Genomic DNA, 18,184 nt, shown 5'->3' with positions numbered 1-18,184 from the left:
CTCCCCGGGATCGGGGGCGGTCAGCCCATCTCCTCCAGGGCCTTGCCCTTCGTCTCCTTCACGAACTTGAGCACGAAGGGGATGGAGAGCGCGGCGAAGATCGTGTAGATCACGTAGGTACCGGAGAGGTTCCACTCGGCCAGCGACGGGAAGCTCGCGGTGATGGCCCAGTTGGCGATCCACTGCGCGGAGGCGGCCACGCCCAGCGCGGCGGCGCGGATGCGGTTGGGGAACATCTCGCCGAGGAAGACCCAGACGACCACGCCCCAGGACAGGGCGAAGAAGAGCACGAAGAGGTGGGCGGCGATCAATGCGACCCAGCCCTGGGTGGCCGGGAGCTTGCCGTCGACCAGGTCGAAGGAGAACGCCCAGGCCTCCAGCGCCAGGCCGATCACCATGCCGACCGAGCCGATGAGGGCCAGCGGCTTGCGGCCGACGCGGTCCACGAAGATCATCGCGATCACGGTGCCGACGATGTTGATGATCGACGTCGTGAAGGAGTAGAAGAACGAGTCCGTCGGGTCGACGCCGACCGACTGCCACAGCGTCGAGGAGTAGTAGAACGCGACGTTGATGCCGACGAACTGCTGGAAGACCGACAGGCCGATGCCGATCCAGACGATCGGCTTGAAGAAGAAGCTGGAGCCGAGCAGGTCCTTGAAGGAGGACTTCTCCTCGCGGTGCATCGCGTGCTCGATCTCGGCGATGCGGGCGTCGAAGTCCACCTCCTTGCCCTCGACCTCTTCGAGGATCTTCCGGGCGCGCTCGTGCTTGCCCACGGAGACCAAGAAGCGCGGCGACTCGGGGATGGCGAAGGACAGCAGGCCGTAGAGAGCGGCCGGGATCACCATGACGCCCAGCATGACCTGCCAGGCCTCCAGGCCCATCAGCTCACCGCGCTGATCGCCGCCGGCGGCGTTCAGCAGACCCCAGTTGACCAGCTGCGACACGGCGATGCCGACGACGATCGCGGCCTGCTGGAAGGAGCCGAGCCGGCCGCGGTAGGCGGGCGGGGAGACCTCGGCGATGTAGGCGGGGCCGATCACCGAGGCCATGCCGATGGCGAAACCGCCGATGACGCGCCACATGGCGAGGTCCCACAGCGCGAAGGGCAGGGCGGAGCCGACGGCGCTGACGGTGAAGAGGACCGCCGCGATCTGCATGCAGCGGATGCGGCCGATGCGGTCGGCGATGCGTCCCGCGGTCGCCGCTCCGATGGCACAGCCGATCAGCGCGATGGCGATGACCTGGGCCAGCACCGCGGAGCCCACGTCGTAGCGGTCCCGGATGGCCTCGACGGCACCGTTGATCACGGAACTGTCGTAGCCGAACAGGAAACCGCCCATGGCGGCCGCCGCGGCGATGAAGATGACGTGCCCGAGATGTTCGGGGTGAGCCGCTCTGGCTCCTGATGGGGGTGCCTGCGGTGTGCTGGCCACGTGTACTCCTCGGGCTGCCGGCAACGCTGCCGGGGTGGATCGCCTTCGAGGTGCCATTGAAGGGACCTGAAGGTAAAAGCAACGTTGCAGAGACTATGCCTTCAAGTTTCGAAGTCAATAGGGCGGGAGCTGTGAGTTTGGAGATGCCGATACGAGTCAAGCGTTCAAGAATTGAAGCGATGCCGGTCAGAACTACCGGAGCCGCTGGCTGATGACCTTCGACACACCGTCGCCCTGCATGGACACGCCGTACAGCGCGTCCGCGACCTCCATCGTCCGCTTCTGGTGCGTGATGACGATCAGCTGCGAGGCCTCCTGCAGCTCCTGCATGATCCGGATCAGCCGCTGGAGGTTCGTGTCGTCGAGCGCCGCCTCCACCTCGTCCATGACGTAGAACGGGCTGGGCCGCGCCTTGAAGATCGACACGAGCATCGCCACGGCGGTCAGGGAGCGCTCACCGCCCGAGAGCAGCGAGAGCCTCTTGACCTTCTTGCCCGGCGGCCGGGCCTCGACGTCCACCCCGGTGGTGAGCATGTTGTCCGGGTCGGTCAGGAGAAGCCGCCCCTCACCGCCCGGGAACAGCCGGCTGAAGACGCCCTCGAACTCCCGGGCCGTGTCCCGGAAGGCCTCGGTGAAGACCTGTTCGACCCGCTCGTCGACCTCCTTGACGACCTGGTGCAGGTCGGCGCGGGTCTTCTTCAGGTCCTCCAGCTGTTCGCTCAGGAACTGGTGCCGTTCCTCGAGCGCGGCGAACTCCTCCAGGGCCAGCGGATTGACCTTGCCGAGCTGCTGGTAGGCGCGCTCGGCGGCCTTCAGCCGCTTCTCCTGCTCGGATCGGACGAAGGGCCGGGGGCGGTTGCGCGGGTGCTCCGGATCGTCCGGCAGCTCCTCGCCCTCGGCGGGGGGCGAGGGCGGCACCTCCTGATGGGGGCCGTACTCGGCCGCGAGTCCCGCCGGTTCCACACCGAGTTCCTCCAGCGCCTTGGTCTCCAGCTGCTCGATGCGCAGCCGCTTTTCGGCGCCGAGTACCTCGCCCCGGTGGACTGAATCCGTCAACTTGTCGAGCTCCGCCTTGAGGTCGCGTCCGGCGGTGCGCGCGGCGGACAGTTCCTGCTCGCGGCGGGCCTTGGCGGCCTCGGCGGCGGTGCGCTCCCCGTCGGCCCGTGCCAGGGAGACCTCGATGTGCGCGAGCAGCTGCCGGGCGCCGGCGGCGACCGCCTCCGCGACGGCCGCCTCGTGCCGCAGCCTGGCCCGGCGCTGCTCGGCACGCGCGCGTGCCTCGCGCTCCGCACGGGCGGCGCGGTCCAGGGAGTCGGCCCGCCCGGCGAGGCCCTTGACCCGCTCCTCGTGGGTACGGGCCTGGAGCCGGGCCTCCATCTCGGTCTGGCGGGCGTTGGCTCCGTCGGCGGCGAGCCGGTCGCGCACGGAGGTGTCGGGTTCCTCCTCGACCGGCATCTCCTCGGCGACGGCGAGCCGCTCGGCCAGTTCCTCGACGTCCGTCAGCGCCCTGTCCAGCGCCTCCTGCGCCCGGGCGGCTGCGGCGGCGGACCGCTCGGCCTCCCCGGCCGCTCCCCGCGCCTGCCCCGCCAGCCGGCCGAGCTGCTGGGCGACGGCCGACTTCTCCCGGTCGGCGGCCCGGCGCCGCTCCCCCAGCTCCTCGACCAGCGCGGCACACTCCCGGCGCCGTTCGACGGCCGCGTCCTGCGCCTCGGCCAGTTCCCCGCACCGCACGCCCAGCTCCTCCAGCTCGGCGGCGGCCTGGTCCACGGACGCCTGGACCTCCAGGAGGCTCGGCGCCCCGGCGGAGCCGCCCTGCGCGAAGTGCGCGCCCAGGAGGTCGCCCTCGGCGGTGACGGCGGTCAGCCCGGGCCGGGCGTAGACGAGGTCCTCGGCGTCCTCCAGAGTGGCGACCACGACGACCCCGCGCAGCAGCCGCCGCACGGCGGGCATCAGCTCGGAGGGCCCGCGCACCAGATCGGCGGCGTACGGCGCCCCGTCGGGGCGCGGTTCCTCCGGTACGTCGTCGGGGGCGCCGGCCAGGAGCAGGGCGGCCCGCCCGGCGTCCTGCTTGCGCAGCAGACGGATGGCGTCCGCGGCGGCCGCCGGGGAGGTGACCGCGAGGGCGTCGGCGGCGGCGCCGAACGCCGCGGCCAGGGCGACCTCGTGGCCCGGGGTCACGGTGAGGAGTCCGGCGGCCGGGCCGAGCAGACCGGTGAGCCGGTCCCGGGCGGCGAGCAGCGACCCGGTGCCGTCCTTGCGGCGCAGTCCCAGCGCGAGCGCCTCGTGGCGGGCCCGTGTCGCCGCGCGCTGCCGTTCCGCCGCGGTGGCCGCCTCCCGGGCGGCGCCCAGAGCCGCCTCCGCCTCGGCCAGTCCCCGCTTGGCGGCGTCGTACCGCTCGGCGAGTTCCTGGTCCCCTGCGTCCAGACCGTCGACCTCGGCCTGGAGCGCCTCGTACTCCTCCTGGGCCGCGGCGGCCCTCTCCCGGGATTCGTCCCGGGCCTGTGCCAGCCGCTCGATCTCGGCCTGGGCGGAGGCGGCACGCGAACGGGCAGCGCCCACCTGGCCGCTGAGCCGGGCCAGTCCTTCACGACGGTCGGCGATGGCCCGGGCGGCGTCCTTGAGGCGGCGCTCCTCCAGGGCCAGTTCGCGTTCGAGGTCGGCGCGGTGGGCGACCGTGTCCTCCAGAGCGCGCTCCGCGGCCTCCAGGGCCGCCTCGAGTTCGGCCTCCTGTTCGCGGACCCGGGCGGCCTCGCGCTCCAGTTCCTCCGGGTCCCGGCCGCGCCGCTCCTCGGGAGGTGCGGAGGTGGCGCTCTTCACGCGCGCGTCCGCGAGCGAGATCGTGCCGCGGACCCGCTCGGCGAGCTGGGAGAGCTCGTACCAGGTCTGCTGGGCCCGCTGGAGGCGCGGGGTGAGCCGACGTACCTCGTCCTCCAGGTCCGCCTCGCGGCGCAGCGCCCTGCCCAGCTCCTGCTCGGCGGCTTCCTTGCGTTCCTTCAGGGCGGCCTCGTCGGCGATCTCGGCCTGGAGCGCCTCGCGCAGCCGTACGAGGTCGTCGGCGAGGAGCCGGAGCCGCGCGTCCCTCAGGTCGGCCTGGATGACGGCGGCGCGTCGGGCCACCGCCGCCTGCCGGCCGAGCGGCTTGAGCTGGCGCCGGAGTTCGTCGGTGAGGTCCTGCACGCGGGCGAGGTTGGCCTGCATCGCGTCCAGCTTGCGCAGCGCCTTCTCCTTGCGCTTGCGGTGCTTGAGGACGCCGGCGGCCTCCTCGATGAACGCCCGGCGCCCCATGGGGTCGGCGTGCAGGACGGAGTCGAGCTGGCCCTGGCCGACGATGACGTGCATCTCGCGGCCGATGCCGGAGTCGGAGAGCAGCTCCTGGATGTCCAGGAGGCGGCACGTGTCACCGTTGATCTGGTACTCGCTGCCACCGTTGCGGAACATGATCCGCGTGATGGTGACCTCGGCGTACTCGATGGGCAGCGCCCCGTCGGAGTTGTCGATGGTCAGCGACACCTCGGCCCGGCCGAGCGGCGGGCGGCCGGTGGTGCCGGCGAAGATCACGTCCTCCATCTTGCCGCCGCGCAGCGACTTGGCGCCCTGCTCTCCCATGACCCAGCTGAGCGCGTCCACGACGTTGGACTTGCCCGAGCCGTTCGGACCGACGACGCAGGTGATGCCCGGTTCGAACCGGAGCGTGGTCGCCGAGGCGAACGACTTGAATCCGCGGAGGGTCAGGGCCTTCAGGTGCACGCCGCCGGACTCTACCTCTCGCGGGTGTCTCACTCCATGAACCGGTGAACCGCCGCGGTTTCACGAGTGAACGTGCAGGGCACATCAGACGTTGAAGAGGGTGAAAGGATGCGCGGGGGAGAAGAAGGCGGGCCGGACGGCGGGGACGGGGGCAGGAAGCCAAGAAAGAAGGGACGCCGAAGCGTCCCTTGCAGACTCTGACACCTGAGCGGTTGTACGGGCGGGCCCGACCACTGCTGTGCCGCGTTGGAGCGATGCAGTGATCAGGTGAGCGCAGGCTCCGCCTGGTGTGCGTCAACGCTCTCCATGCTCTCCATGATCCTGTCGTGAGAAGCGGCAGCCGCCAGCGCATCGTTCTCCGCCTGGATCCGTCCGAGCTCGGATTCCAGGTCCTGGACGCGCTGCTGGAGCCGTCGCATCTCGGCGAGGAGTCGCGGGTCGGAGCCGCCGACGTAACCGAGAAGCGCCTTTGCCATGATGGATGGTCCTCCACAATGAGTGACCGACCGAAGCGGTGTGGGTCGTGAGGGAATCGCACCCGCGGTGCTTGGCACTTTGGAGTTTTTCCTGCCGTTCAACCATGCCAAACAGCTAAGGTGCGCGGGGCTTTCAGCGTCTCACCAAAAAGTTTGACGGTCAACACGATCACGCCCCGTATTGACGGGCGCCCGGGGGCACGCGGCCTGGGAACGGCGACGCGGCGACTCCTGCGGGCCCCTGGGGGCGTGGCGATCATCCTGCGTGCGGAGCCTGCCATGAGACACCGTTCTTGGCAACCACCTGGTCCTTTTCGCCCCGGGCACCCCTGCGGGGTCGCTCCCGCGGGAGGCTCCGAGGTCCGCACGCGACACCGTGTCAGCGGATGGCGAAGCCCTCGTAGCCACCGCGAGGTGTGTCCCAGATCTCGGTGACACCGTCCACGCGCCCGGGCGTGTCGTCGCCGCGGAGCCAGTCGAGCAGGCCCTCGCACCGCTCGCGCGGGCCCTCCGCCACGACCTGGACGCGCCCGTCGGCCAGATTGAGAGCAAAACCACTCATCCCGCCGAGTTCCAACGCCCTGGCCCGGGTGAACCAGCGGAAACCCACGCCCTGGACCTGTCCGCGCACCCACGCGACCAGCCGTACATCCTCACTCATGGGGGCAAGCTAACCAGTCAATGTCTCGCCGGACACTTCACCCCCTTGCGCCATGCGGTACCGTCCCCACCCAATGAATCACACCTGAAACTCACTCGAACGTGTGAGTTGCGTGTTGATCGTGCGGACACGTCGGCCGCGAGGAGTCGACCGCGAGCGACGTCCGGCGCGAGACACGTCCAGCGCGAGGACGAGGAAGGCCAGAACATGGGACGCCACCGACGCTCCGCCGCCGGCCGCGCCGCCACGGGCCGTGCCGCGGAGGACCACCGCACGGACGGCACCACGGGGAGGGGCGGCACCGAGCCGGCCCCGGGCGACCGCCCCACGATGGGGATCGCGCCCTACCTGAACCCGGAGGCGTACGCCGAGGTCCGGGCGCGCAGTGACGCCTACCTGTTCGCGTCCGAGGGCCCGGACGGCGACGGAGGCGACGGCCCCCCGCAGGCCGGCCGCACCGTCCCCTTCCCGAGCGACGGCTTCGCCCCCGACGAGGGGCCGCAGCGCGCGGGGAACCACCGCCGCCGCAAGAGGAAGGGCGTCACCCCGGTCCGTACGGGCCTGCTCGGCGTCTCCGCCGCGGTCGCCCTCGGCGCGGTGGCGGTGGCCACGGGCGCTGTTCCCGGCCTCGACAACTACCGGATCGGCGGCGGGACGAGCAGCGACGGGGGCGGCCGGGTGCAGGCCCAGGACGCGCCGACGAACACGCCGTCCGGGCAGGGCGGCACCTCCGGCAGCGCCGAGGCCGGCCGGGGCGGGGACGCCGCGAGCCGGGGCACCGACCGCTCCTCGGCGCCTGCCTCCTCGCCCTCGGGCTCCGCGTCCCCCTCCGCACCGTCCGGGTCCTCTTCCTCGCCGTCCTCCCCCTCCGCGTCGGTGACCAAGCCCGCCGCTCCGGCCGGGACACCGTCGAAGACCGAGAGGCAGCGGTCCACGCCGGACACCGAGGCGAAGCCCACGCCGTCGCGCCCGGCGGGGGTGAAGCCGGCGCAGCCCAGCACACCGGCCAGCGCGTCGGACGAAGCCGTCGCCCAGGCCCAGGTGCTCAAGCTCGTCAACGACGAGCGGGCCAAGGTGGGCTGCAGCCCGGTGGCCGCGAACAGCGCGCTGCGCGAACTGGCCGAGGACTTCAGCGCGGCCATGGCCGCTGAGGGCTTCTTCGACCACACCGACCCCAGCGGAGCGACCCCCTGGGACCGGGCCGAGGCGGCCGGGATAACCGACCTCGGCGGCGAGAACATAGCCCGCGGCCAGGCCGACGCCCAGGCCGTGATGGACGCCTGGATGGACAGCCCGGGCCACAAGGCCAACATCCTCAACTGCGACTTCCGCACCCTGGGCGTCGGAGTCCACTTCGGCTCCGGCGGTCCCTGGTGGACGCAGAACTTCGGCTACTGAGACAACCCCGGGCCACGGCCCCGCACCGCCCGGACCCGCCCGGTCCCCCGGCGCGTCCCGGCATGCCTGCCGTCAGGCGTGGGCCTCTCTGTGCATGCCCGTGCACAGGGCCCAGACGACGAAGAGGTTGACGGCGACCAGCGTCAGGGCCCAGAGCGGGTAGTACGGGACCCAGAGGAAGTTGGCGATCGCGCCGAGCCCCGCCACGAACACGCCGAGGAAGCGGGCCCACAGCGCGCCACCGAGCACGGCGCACCCGGCGACGACGATGACGATGCCGAGGATCAGGTGCACCCAGCCCCAGCCCGCGAGACTGAACTCGAACACGTAGTGGCGCGTCGCGACGAACAGGTCGTCCTCAGCGATGGCGGCGATCCCTTCGAAGATCGCCATCGCGCCACCGAAAATCATCAGCGCTGCCGCGAGGACGGTGGTACCCGACACGGGCGCGTGCCCCGGCCGTGGGCCGGCTCCGGTCGTTCGGGGTGGGGCGGCGTCACGGGGCATGGCGGGCTCCTCAGGAGGCGGGGCCGTCCGGCCTGCTGAAACGCTCACAGCGGGGCGGCGCTCTCTCAGCGTGACACGGCCGCGCTCCCCCGGCATTCCGGACACCGACCGCACGTCCACGGGCCCTGTCCCCCGCTCAGCGCAACCTGCGGCACAGCGCTGCGCTCGCGTACGCTTTGTCGTATGTCGACCACGCAGGAGCGCACGGGAGAGCAGGACCTGCCGTTCGACGTGTTCTCCAGGGCCTGTCCCTCGCGCGGCACCCTGGAGCACGTCACGGGCCGTTGGGGCGCGCTGACGCTCGGCGCGCTGTTCGAGGGCACCCTGCGCTTCAACGAGTTGCGGCGCCGCGTCGACGGCGTCAGCGAGAAGATGCTGGCCCAGACGCTGCACGCCCTGGAGCGTGACGGCCTGGTGCACCGCGAGGCCCAGCCGACCAACCCGCCCCGCGTGGACTACGAGCTCACGGACCTGGGGCGTGCGGTGGCCGAGCGGCTGATCGCGCTCATCCAGTGCCTGGAGGGGCGGATGGACGAGGTGCTGGCCTCGCGGGAGCGGTACGACGCCCGGCGGACCCCTACAGGATGATCCTCGGCGGGCGCTGGCACTTCGGGCAGAAGTAGCTGGAGCGGTTCATCCACGGCCGGCGGCGCATCGGTGTCGCGCAGCGACGGCACGGCAGACCTTCCCGGCCGTACGCGTCGAGCGACCGGTCGAAGTAGCCGGACTCGCCGTTCACGTTGACGTAGAGGCTGTCGAAGCTGGTGCCGCCGACGGCGAGGGCCGCGTTCATCACGTCCCGGACGTGGCCGAGGAGTTCGGTGGTACGGGGGCGGGTGAAGGTCGCCGTGGGGCGTTCGTAGTGCAGGCGGGAGCGCCACAGGGCCTCGTCCGCGTAGATGTTGCCGACGCCGCTGATGAGCGACTGGTCGAGCAGAGCCCGTTTGATGGTGGTCCGCTTGCGGCGCAGCGCCAGGTGGAAGGCCTCGTCGTCGAAGAGCGGGTCGAGGGGGTCGCGGGCGATGTGCGCGATGACGTCGGGCAGTCCGTCGGGCGTGGTGTCGTGCAGGGAGAGGCCGCCGAAGGTGCGCTGGTCGACGAAGCGGAGTTCGGTGCCGAGGGAGTCGGTGAAGCGGACGCGGACGCGCAGGTGCTTCTCGGCGGGGGTCTCGTGCGGCTGGACCAGCAGCTGGCCGCTCATCCCGAGGTGCGCGAGGACCGCCTGACCGGTGTCCTCCAGCGGCAGCCACAGGTACTTCCCGCGGCGGCTCGGCGTGCCGATGCGGTGGCCCTCCAGACGGTGGGCGAAGTCGTCGGGACCGGCGATGTGCCGGCGTACCGCGCGCGGGTGCAGTACCTCGGCGTCGGCGACGGTGCGGTGGGCGATCCAGCGCTCCAGGCCGCGCCGTACGACCTCGACCTCGGGCAACTCGGGCATGGCATCCCCTCGGACGGTCCGGCGGACGAGCCGAACGCCCGCCCCGGGTGAGGGGCGGGCGTTCGGGACGTGCCGTGCAACAGGTGGAACGGACGGGTCAGGCGGAGGCCGACGGGGCGTCTGCGCTCGGCAGGTCCGCCGCTTCGGCGACCGACTGGGCCGCCGTCGCCTTGGCGCGCTCGTCCGCCGCGGCCCGGATGGCCCGCCACGCGGATTCCGCGGCCTGCTGCTCCGCCTCCTTCTTGCTGCGGCCGGTGCCGGTGCCGTACGAGACGCCTCCGACGCGGGCGGCAGCAGTGAAGGTCTTCTCGTGGTCCGGGCCGGTCTCCGTGACCAGGTACTCGGGGACACCGAGCCCTTCGGTCGCGGTGAGTTCCTGGAGGCTGGTCTTCCAGTCCAGGCCGGCGCCGAGGTTCGAGGACTTCTCGATCAGCGGGTCGAACAGGCGGTGCACCAGTTCGGAGGCCGCGTCGAGGCCCTGATCGAGATAGACCGCGCCGATCACCGCTTCGAGGGTGTCGGCGAGGATCGATGCCTTGTCCCGGCCGCCCGTGCCCTCTTCACCCCGGCCGAGCCGGATGAAGGAGCCCAGGTCGAGCCCGCGGCCCACCTCCGCCAGCGCACGCGAGTTGACCACCGCGGCCCGCAACTTGGCCAGCTGGCCTTCGGGCAGGTCGGGGTGGGTGCGGTACAGCGTGTCCGTGACGACGAGGCCGAGGACGGAGTCACCGAGGAACTCCAGCCGCTCGTTCGTCGGCAGACCGCCGTTCTCGTACGCGTAGGAACGGTGGGTCAGCGCACGCACCAGAAGGGCGGACTCGAGCTGATAGCCGAGCCGCCCTTCCAGAAGCGTGTGGGACGAGGCCTGGGTGTCCGCCTTCTTCTTGGCGGGTGGGTCCGCCTTGGCGTCTTCCGCCTTCTTGGGGACTGACACAGTGCCTCTCACCAGCCGCTCAGACCTCGAGGACCTGGCGCTTGTTGTAAGTGCCGCAAGACGGGCACGCGATGTGCTGCTGCTTGGGCTCGTGGCAGCGCTCGCACGCAACCAGGGTGGGGACCGCAGCCTTCCACTGCGACCGGCGGTGGCGCGTGTTGCTGCGCGACATCTTCCGCTTCGGAACAGCCACGGCTACTTCTCCTGCTTCTCGGCGGCGTCCGCGGATTCTGGCCCGTCGCCGCTCATCTCGTCCTTCTCGCCGTCTTCGAGTGAACCGGCGAGTCCCTGCAATGCCGCCCAACGGATGTCGACGGCGTCATGGTGGTGGTCCGGGTCGTCCGACAGGCGCACTCCGCACTCGGAGCACAGACCCTGGCAGTCTTCCTGGCACACCGGCTGCATCGGCAGTGCGAGCACCACCGCGTCACGCAGCACGGGTTCGAGGCCGATCAGTCCGTCCTCGATGAAGAGCCTGTCCTCGTCGTCCTCGGCGTCGTCGCCCGGTTCCGCCACAGGGCGGCCCCGGTCGTCGGCGTCAGGGTACGAGAACAACTCCTGGAAGTCCGCTTCGAGCTGCTGCTCGAGCGGCTCCAGACACCTTACGCACTCCCCCTCGGCCTTGGCACGGGCGGTGCCTGTGACGAGCACCCCTTCCATGACCGACTCGAGCCGGAGATCGAGTTCCACCGGAGCGCCTTCCGGCACTCCGATGACTCCCTGGAGGCCGAGGTCCCGGGGAGCGTCGACCGTGCGGGTCAGGCGCTGCAGCGCACCGGGCCGCCGTCCCAGCTCGTGCGTGTCGAACACGAGGGGGTCGCGGTGGTCGAGGCGCGCGTTCAGAACCATTCCTGCTTTCGGTCTTTCCTTGCTGGGGGTGCCGCCCTGAGGTGTTCCCGGGCAGCGTCGATCGCGGACGTACACGCGACCGAAGAGCCAGGATACTGGACCATGCGCTGTCGGCCCAATCCGGACCCCTGCGGCCGACGGCCCTAGAGACCGCGTCCTTGCTCGTAGGCCCGCAGCTGCTCGGCGCTGATCATGCTGGTGTCGAAGAGGCTGGTCTCGTCGAGGGCCTGCGGCTGAGCCTGAGGAGGCTGCGGGGGTTGCTGCGGCTGCTGGGGCTGGGCGTAGCCCTGCTGTCCGTCGTACGCCTGCTGGTGGGCTTCGTAGCCCTGGTAGGCATAGGCGTCGGTCTGCTGCTGGTAGCCGTACGGGTCCTGCTGGCCGCCGTAGGTCTGCTGGTAGTCCGCGTACGGGTCGGGCTGCTGCTGCGCGTAGCCGTACGCGGGCTGCTGCACCGGCACCTCCGGCACGGCCTGGGCCGCCGCCGGCTGCTGCTCGCCGTACTCGCGCTGCCGGGGCTGCTCGGCGGGGGCGTCCGGGAGGGCCGCGAGGCCGGCGAGGTAGTCGGCGTCGCTGGAGTGCTGGACGGTGGTGGCGTCGTCGGCGAGGGCACCGAGGTCGTCGCTGGCGATCCGGCCGTGCAGCTTCTGGCGGCCGCGGCCGACGGCGTCCAGGGTCTTGGCCAGCACCGCCTCGAAGGCGCCGAGCTTGGTGTCCACGTAGGTGTCGGCGTCGCGGCGCAGGGTCTCCGGGTCGTGGCTGCGCTCGGGGGCGTCCTCGTCCTCGTAGCCGTTCTCGTCGAGGCCGGGTCCGGTGCCGAGCAGCTTCTCGCGGCCCCGGCCGACGGAGCCGAGGGTCTTGGTGAGGACCACCTCGAAGTTGGCGAGCTTGGAGTCGACGTAGTCGTCGGCCTCGGCGCGGACCTCCTCGGCCTCCTGGCGGGCCTCGGCGAGGATCCGGTCGGCCTCGGCCTGGGAGCGGCGGGCGACCTCGGTGTCGGAGATCAGCGAACCGCGCTCGGCGTGCGCGCTCTCGATGATCCGGTCGGCTTCCTGGCGGGCCTGGGCGACCAAGTGCTCGCGGTCGCCGATCAGCTCCTGGGCCTGGGCGAGGGAGCCGGGCAGCTCGGCCCGCAGGTCCTCCAGCAGGGAGAGCAGTTCGGCGCGGTTGACCACGCACGAGGCCGACATGGGCATGGCGCGGGCGCCGGAGACCATCGCGGTGATCTCGTCGAGCTTCTTCTGCACGTCCACCGTGTGCTCGCCACTCTCTACAGCTGTGTTGGAGACGGACGGGACGACTGTACGACCCTGCGGTCTCCCGGGGACACCGGGTGACGGGTTGTCAGTCCCCGGGGCCCGCGAGAGGTGCGCTCGGGTTTTGTGCGGGGCGCTCTCAGTCCTTCTTCAGGCGCTCGGTGAGGACGTCGAGGACCAGCGGCGGGACCAGGTGGGAGACGTCGCCGCCCCAGGTGGCGACCTCCTTGACCAGGGAGGACGACAGGAAGCTGTAGGTGGGGTTGGTCGGTATGAAGAGGGTCTCCACGCCCGAGAGGCCGTTGTTCATCTGGGCCATCTGCAGCTCGTAGTCGAAGTCGCTGACCGCGCGCAGGCCCTTGACGATGGCGGGGATCTCGCGCTGCTTGCAGAAGTCGACGAGGAGGCCGTGGAAGGACTCCACGCGCACGTTCCCGTACTCGGCGGTGACCTGGCGGATGAGGTCGATCCGCTCCTCGATCTCGAACAGGCCCTTCTTGGCCTGGTTGATCATCACCGCGACGTAGACCTCGTCGTAGAGGCTGGAGGCACGGGCGATGATGTCGAGATGTCCGTTGGTGATCGGGTCGAACGACCCGGGACAGACGGCGCGGCGCACTTGAGTTCCCTCGCTCTCCGGTGTCATCGTGCGTCTTCGCACGTAGAGGCGGCGCGACCGTACCAAAACGTTCCCTCGCCGTAGCGACGGGCCCGGATCGCTTCGAAGCCGTCCGGCCACCGGAAATCGCCGCCCCTGGTGCTGCGCTCCACGGTGACGAGCGCGTCCCCGGTGAGCCACCCCTCCGTACGGAGTGTGAGGAGGATCTCCCGAAGATCGTCGTCGGAGACGGCGTACGGCGGGTCCAGGAAGACGATGTCGTACGGCTCGGCGGGGGCCGGGGTGCGGATGATCTGTTCCGCCCTGCCCGCCCGGACCTCGGCGCCGGGCAGGCCGATCGCCTTCACGTTCTCCCGGACGGTGCGGGCGGCGCGGGCGTCGGCCTCGACGAGCAGGACGTGCCCGGCGCCCCGGGACAGCGCCTCCAGGCCGACGGCGCCGGACCCGGCGTACAGGTCGATGACCCGCTCGCCGTCCAGCGGGCCGCCGAGCAGGGACTGCCAGGTGGAGAAGAGGCCCTCGCGCGCGCGGTCGGAGGTGGGCCGGGTGCCGGTCCCCGGCGGGACGGCCAGGCGACGTCCGCCGGCGATGCCGGCGATCACGCGGGTCATCTTGGGTCCTTGGTCGTGGGGTGGGTGTTCCTGGGTGGTGTTCCTGGGTGGGTGTTCCGTTCAGTCTGGCAGGCGAGAGGGGTGGGTGGCTCGTGCTGCGCGGCGGGCGCGGGTCCGTCGCGGCCGGTCGTGCGGTGCCCGCGTCCCTCGGGGCGGGAGCCTTCAGCCCTTTTCCAGGTACTGCTCCCGCTCCTCGTCCAGCAGGGCGTCCAGGGCCGTCCGGAGGGCGGGCAGGCCGGTCAGCTCCGGGTCGGCGGCCACCACCGCCGCCGCTTCCTCCCTCGCCTCGGCGATGATCTCCTCGTCCTCGATGACGGCGAGGACCCGCAGCGAGGTGCGGGCGCCGGACTGGGCCTGGCCGAGGACATCGCCCTCGCGGCGCTGTTCGAGGTCGATGCGGGAGAGCTCGAAGCCGTCGAGGGTGCCGGCCACGGCGGCCAGGCGCTGGCGTGCCGGGCTCGCCTCGGGCATCTCGGTGACCAGCAGACACAGCCCGGGGGCCGAGCCCCGGCCGACGCGGCCGCGCAACTGGTGCAGCTGGGAGACGCCGAAGCGGTCGGCGTCCATGATCACCATCGCGGTGGCGTTGGGGACGTTGACGCCGACCTCGATCACGGTGGTGGCGACCAGGACGTCGGTCTCCCCGGCGCTGAAGCGGCGCATGACCGCGTCCTTGTCGTCGGGCTGCATGCGGCCGTGCAGGACCTCGACGCGCAGGCCTTGGAGCGGTCCCTTCGCCAGGTGCTCGGCGACGTCGAGGACGGCCAGCGGGGGCCGCTTCTCCGCGTCGCCGTCGGCGGGCCGCTCGGAGCCCTTCTTCGGTGCCTCGTCCTCGTCGCCGATACGGGGGCAGACGACGTACCCCTGGTGGCCGCCCGACACCTCCTCGCGGACGCGTTCCCACGCGCGGGCCAGGAAGTGCGGTTTGTCGGCGGCCGGGACGACGTGGCTGGCGATCGGCGAACGTCCGGCCGGGAGCTGGTCCAGGACGGAGGTCTCCAGGTCGCCGAAGACCGTCATCGCGACGGTGCGCGGGATCGGCGTGGCGGTCATGACGAGCAGGTGCGGGGGCTGCTTGCCCTTGCCGCGCAGGGCGTCGCGCTGCTCCACGCCGAAGCGGTGCTGTTCGTCGACGACGACGAGTCCCAGGTCGTGGAACTGCACCTTGTCCTCGATCAGCGCGTGCGTGCCGATGACGATGCCGGCCTCGCCGGTGGCCAAATCGAGCAGGGCGTGGCGGCGGGCGGCGGCGCCCATCGAGCCGGTGAGCAGCACCACCTTGGTGGCGTGCTCGGCGCCGCCGAGCATGCCACCCTCGGCCAGCTCGCCCATCATCTCGACGACCGACCGGTGGTGCTGCTGGGCGAGCACCTCGGTGGGCGCCAGCATCACGGCCTGTCCGCCCGCGTCGACGACGGCGAGCATGGCGCGCAGGGCCACCATCGTCTTCCCGGAGCCGACCTCTCCCTGCAGCAGCCGGTGCATCGGGTGGTCGGTGGCCAGGTCGTCGAAGATCTCTCGGGAGACCTTCTGCTGGCCGTCGGTCAGGGTGAAGGGGAGGCGGTCGTCGAAGGCGGTGAGCAGGCCGTCCGGACGGGGTCTGCGGGGGACGGCGGGGAGCTGGGTCTCGGCGTGGCGGCGGCGGGCGAGGGCGACCTGGAGGACGAAGGCCTCGTCCCACTTCAGGCGGGCGCGGGCGTCGTCGATGTCCGCCTTGGTGTGCGGGCGGTGGATCTTCAGGAGCGCCTCGGGGAGGGAGACCAGCGCCCGGCCCTCGCGCAGGGAGTCGGGGAGGGGGTCGAGGGCCTCCTGCGCGCTGGGCAGCACCGTCTGGACCGCTTTGCCGATCTTCCAGGACTCCAGCTTGGCGGTGGCCGGGTAGAGGGGGATGAGGGCGCCCGCCCAGGACTCGACGCTCTCGGCCGGGTCGTCGTCGTCACCGCCGTGCAGCAACTCGTACGCCGGATGGGCCAGTTGGAGCCGGCGGTTGAAGACGGAGACCTTGCCCGCGAACATCGCCCGGGTGCCCGGCAGGAGCTCCTTGTGCGGCTTGTGCACGCCGTTGCCGAAGAAGACCAGCTGGAGGCGGCCGTGGCCGTCCGTGATGGTCACTTCCAGGCGCTGTCCCTTGCCTCGCGGGGCCTTCGACGAGGCGAAGGTGTGCAGGCGGGCGTCGGCGACCTGGGCGACGACCGTGACGTGCTCGTCCATCGGCAGGTCGGCGAGGTGGGTGAGCTGGCCGCGCTCCTCGTATCTGCGGGGGTAGTGGTGGAGGAGGTCGCCGACGGTGTGCAGGCCGAGGTGCTCGGCCATCACCTTCGCGGTGGCGGGGCCGAGCACCTTCTTCAGGGGTTCTCGCAGTGCGGGCACGAGATCCATTGCACACCACGCCACTGACAATGACCTCGCACCTCCCCGCGAACGCCGGGGACGGGCCTGCTACTCCACGCCGATGAGCAGCGGCGCGCCCTGCCGGCCGCCCCGGTAGACCACGGTGTCGACGGCGAGGTACGCCTCGCGGACGCGGGCCTCCAGGTGGGCGGCGACGGTCTCGGGGGCCTCGTCGCCGAGGACGAGGGTGACCAGCTCGCCGCCGGCCGCGAGCATGCGGTCCAGGACGGTCACGGCGACCACCGTGACGTCCGCGCCGATCACGGCCACGTCACCGTCGACGAGGCCGAGCACGTCACCGGCCTGGCAGATGCCGGCCGTGGTCCAGGACTGCCGTTCGGCGACGGCGACCTCGGCGTAGCGGGTGGCGCCGGCCGCCGAGGTCATCGCCACCACGTCCTCGTCGAAGCGCCGCCCGGGCTCGTGCACGGCGAGCGCGGCGATGCCCTGGACGGCGGAGCGGGTCGGGATCAGGGCCACCCGGACGCCCTCGGTGCGGGCCTGTTCGGCCGCCGCGGCGGCGGTGTGGCGCAGCTCGACGTCGTTGGGCAGCAGCACGACCTCGCGCGCGTGCGCCCGCCGTACGGCCTGGACCAGCTCCCCGCTGACGGGCGGCTCCCCCGGGCGCGCGAGCACGGTGGTCGCGCCGGCCTCGGCGTACAGCCCGGCGAGTCCCTCCCCCGGCACGACGGCCACCACCGCGCGCTGGGTGCGCTCCTGTGGCGGGCGCCCGCTCCCGGTGGTGTGCACGTCCCCGTGCCCGAAGTGGGTGATCCGGATGCGGTACGGCCGCCCGGCCTCGACGCCCGCCTCCACGGCGGCGCCCGCGTCGTCGACGTGCACGTGGACGTTCCAGAGGCCGTCGCCGCCGACGACGACGAGGGAGTCCCCGAGGGCGTCGAGCCGCTGCCGCAGCCGTGCCACGGTCGCGTCCTCCGCCTCCAGCAGGTAGATCACCTCGAAGGCGGGCCCGTTCCCGGCGTCCTCCTCCGCGGCGCACTCGCCCGCGGCGGTTCCTCCGGCGTGCTCGCCCGCGAGGACCTCGGCGTCGTGCGTCACGCGCGCGAGCGGCGCGACGGCCGCTCCGGGGTCGGGTGCGCGGCCCGTGAACGTCTCCACCAGGGCCGCGAGGAGCGTCACGAGGCCGCGTCCGCCGGCGTCGACGACTCCGGCGCGCCGCAGGACGGGCAGCCGGCCCGGGGTCTCGGCGAGCGCCCGGCCGGCGCCCTCGTAGGCGGCGCGGGCCACCTCCGCGCAGTCGCCCTCCGTCCCGTCGGCCGCGTCGGCGGCGGCCGAGGCGACGGTCAGGACGGTGCCCTCGACCGGGTGGGCCACGGCCTGCCGGGCGGATTCGGCCGCGTGCCGCAGGGCCAGGCGCAGGCCCTGGCCGTCGGTGTGAGCGGCTTCACCCCGGGCGGTGAGCACCTGGGCCATGCCGCGCAGCAGCTGCGCGAGGATCGTCCCGGAGTTGCCCCGGGCGCCGATGAGCGCGCCGTGCGCCATCGCGCCCACGGTCTCGGGCAGCGAGGGTCCGTCGCCCGCCTCCCGCGCCCCGGCGTCCACCGCGTGCGCGGCGAAGACCGCCTCCACGGCGGCCACGGCCGACTCCACGGTCAGGTACAGGTTGGTGCCGGTGTCCCCGTCGGCGACCGGGTAGACGTTGATCGCGTCGATCTCCTCACGCGCCCGCCCGAGTGCCTCCAGCGAAAGACCGCACCAGGTGCGTACCGCCAGAGCGTCGAAGAACCTCTGCGGCACCTGCGCCACCTGCGCCTCCCTGAGCTGCTGGACGTGGTCGGCAGCGTAGACCTTCGCGGGGGTCCGGCCGGTGGAGGGCCGGGGCCGGCCCCCTGAGCTGCCG

At 72.0% G+C, this 18,184-nt stretch carries 16 protein-coding genes; 2 read left to right on the top strand and 14 right to left on the bottom strand.

What is annotated here, in order from left to right; genetic code table 11:
- Positions 1–20: 20 nt before the first annotated feature.
- The 4 genes from ACZ6EG_RS26135 to ACZ6EG_RS26120 form a co-directional block, all read right to left on the bottom strand.
- On the bottom strand, positions 21–1,439 hold the full coding sequence (locus ACZ6EG_RS26135) for a sugar porter family MFS transporter (RefSeq protein ID WP_469608047.1): 1,419 nt from the start codon (positions 1,437–1,439) through the stop codon (positions 21–23).
- A gap of 192 nt (positions 1,440–1,631) precedes the next feature.
- Positions 1,632–5,186, bottom strand: a complete 3,555-nt coding sequence (gene smc, locus ACZ6EG_RS26130) for a chromosome segregation protein SMC (protein ID WP_469608044.1) — start codon at positions 5,184–5,186, stop codon at positions 1,632–1,634.
- Between the two features lie 263 nt (positions 5,187–5,449).
- Positions 5,450–5,662, bottom strand: a complete 213-nt coding sequence (locus ACZ6EG_RS26125; protein ID WP_003973418.1) for a hypothetical protein — start codon at positions 5,660–5,662, stop codon at positions 5,450–5,452.
- A gap of 379 nt (positions 5,663–6,041) precedes the next feature.
- Positions 6,042–6,323, bottom strand: coding sequence for an acylphosphatase (locus tag ACZ6EG_RS26120; protein WP_053137648.1), 282 nt, complete (start codon positions 6,321–6,323; stop codon positions 6,042–6,044).
- A gap of 207 nt (positions 6,324–6,530) precedes the next feature.
- Between ACZ6EG_RS26120 and ACZ6EG_RS26115 the strand changes: the two genes are divergently transcribed.
- Positions 6,531–7,721, top strand: a complete 1,191-nt coding sequence (locus tag ACZ6EG_RS26115; protein WP_391971838.1) for a CAP domain-containing protein — start codon at positions 6,531–6,533, stop codon at positions 7,719–7,721.
- A gap of 72 nt (positions 7,722–7,793) precedes the next feature.
- Here ACZ6EG_RS26115 and ACZ6EG_RS26110 read toward each other — a convergent pair whose 3' ends face one another.
- Entirely contained in the window at positions 7,794–8,228 is a 435-nt protein-coding gene (locus ACZ6EG_RS26110) for a DUF7144 family membrane protein (protein ID WP_469608040.1), read from the bottom strand.
- A 183-nt stretch (positions 8,229–8,411) separates the two neighbouring features.
- Between ACZ6EG_RS26110 and ACZ6EG_RS26105 the strand changes: the two genes are divergently transcribed.
- Entirely contained in the window at positions 8,412–8,816 is a 405-nt protein-coding gene (locus ACZ6EG_RS26105) for a winged helix-turn-helix transcriptional regulator (RefSeq protein WP_361012998.1), read from the top strand.
- On the opposite strand, the gene mutM is transcribed toward ACZ6EG_RS26105, so the two are convergent.
- From mutM to ACZ6EG_RS26060, 9 genes are all read right to left on the bottom strand, one after another.
- Positions 8,806–9,666 carry a bifunctional DNA-formamidopyrimidine glycosylase/DNA-(apurinic or apyrimidinic site) lyase gene (gene mutM / locus ACZ6EG_RS26100; RefSeq protein WP_383645794.1) on the bottom strand — a complete coding sequence of 287 codons (861 nt, stop codon included), beginning with the start codon at positions 9,664–9,666 and terminating at the stop codon, positions 8,806–8,808. The two genes, ACZ6EG_RS26105 and mutM, sit on opposite strands and share 11 nt — an antisense overlap.
- A 97-nt stretch (positions 9,667–9,763) precedes the next feature.
- The gene (rnc, locus tag ACZ6EG_RS26095) at positions 9,764–10,612 is read right to left on the bottom strand and encodes a ribonuclease III (RefSeq protein WP_384702918.1); all 849 of its coding nucleotides are present in this window, start codon (positions 10,610–10,612) and stop codon (positions 9,764–9,766) included.
- Positions 10,613–10,619: 7 nt separating this feature from the next.
- Positions 10,620–10,793, bottom strand: a complete 174-nt coding sequence (gene rpmF / locus ACZ6EG_RS26090) for a 50S ribosomal protein L32 (protein ID WP_003951102.1) — start codon at positions 10,791–10,793, stop codon at positions 10,620–10,622.
- A gap of 2 nt (positions 10,794–10,795) precedes the next feature.
- On the bottom strand, positions 10,796–11,449 hold the full coding sequence (locus tag ACZ6EG_RS26085; RefSeq protein WP_391971840.1) for a YceD family protein: 654 nt from the start codon (positions 11,447–11,449) through the stop codon (positions 10,796–10,798).
- A gap of 143 nt (positions 11,450–11,592) precedes the next feature.
- Positions 11,593–12,699, bottom strand: coding sequence for a cell division initiation protein (locus tag ACZ6EG_RS26080; protein ID WP_469608034.1), 1,107 nt, complete (start codon positions 12,697–12,699; stop codon positions 11,593–11,595).
- Positions 12,700–12,841: 142 nt separating this feature from the next.
- Positions 12,842–13,321, bottom strand: a complete 480-nt coding sequence (gene coaD / locus ACZ6EG_RS26075) for a pantetheine-phosphate adenylyltransferase (protein ID WP_356610547.1) — start codon at positions 13,319–13,321, stop codon at positions 12,842–12,844.
- 23 nt (positions 13,322–13,344) lie between these two features.
- Positions 13,345–13,932: a 16S rRNA (guanine(966)-N(2))-methyltransferase RsmD gene (gene rsmD / locus ACZ6EG_RS26070; protein WP_391971842.1), complete on the bottom strand. Its 588-nt coding sequence runs from the start codon at positions 13,930–13,932 to the stop codon at positions 13,345–13,347.
- A 162-nt stretch (positions 13,933–14,094) separates the two neighbouring features.
- On the bottom strand, positions 14,095–16,311 hold the full coding sequence (gene recG / locus ACZ6EG_RS26065; protein ID WP_391971843.1) for an ATP-dependent DNA helicase RecG: 2,217 nt from the start codon (positions 16,309–16,311) through the stop codon (positions 14,095–14,097).
- Between the two features lie 60 nt (positions 16,312–16,371).
- A complete protein-coding gene (locus ACZ6EG_RS26060; RefSeq protein ID WP_469608029.1) occupies positions 16,372–18,090 on the bottom strand; it encodes a DAK2 domain-containing protein in 1,719 nt (572 codons plus the stop codon).
- Positions 18,091–18,184: the final 94 nt, after the last annotated feature.

The sequence above is a fragment of the Streptomyces sp. NPDC041968 genome (assembly GCF_055589025.1).
Note: the sequence above shows the minus strand (reverse complement) of the source record. Positions and strands in the feature narration are given on the sequence as shown.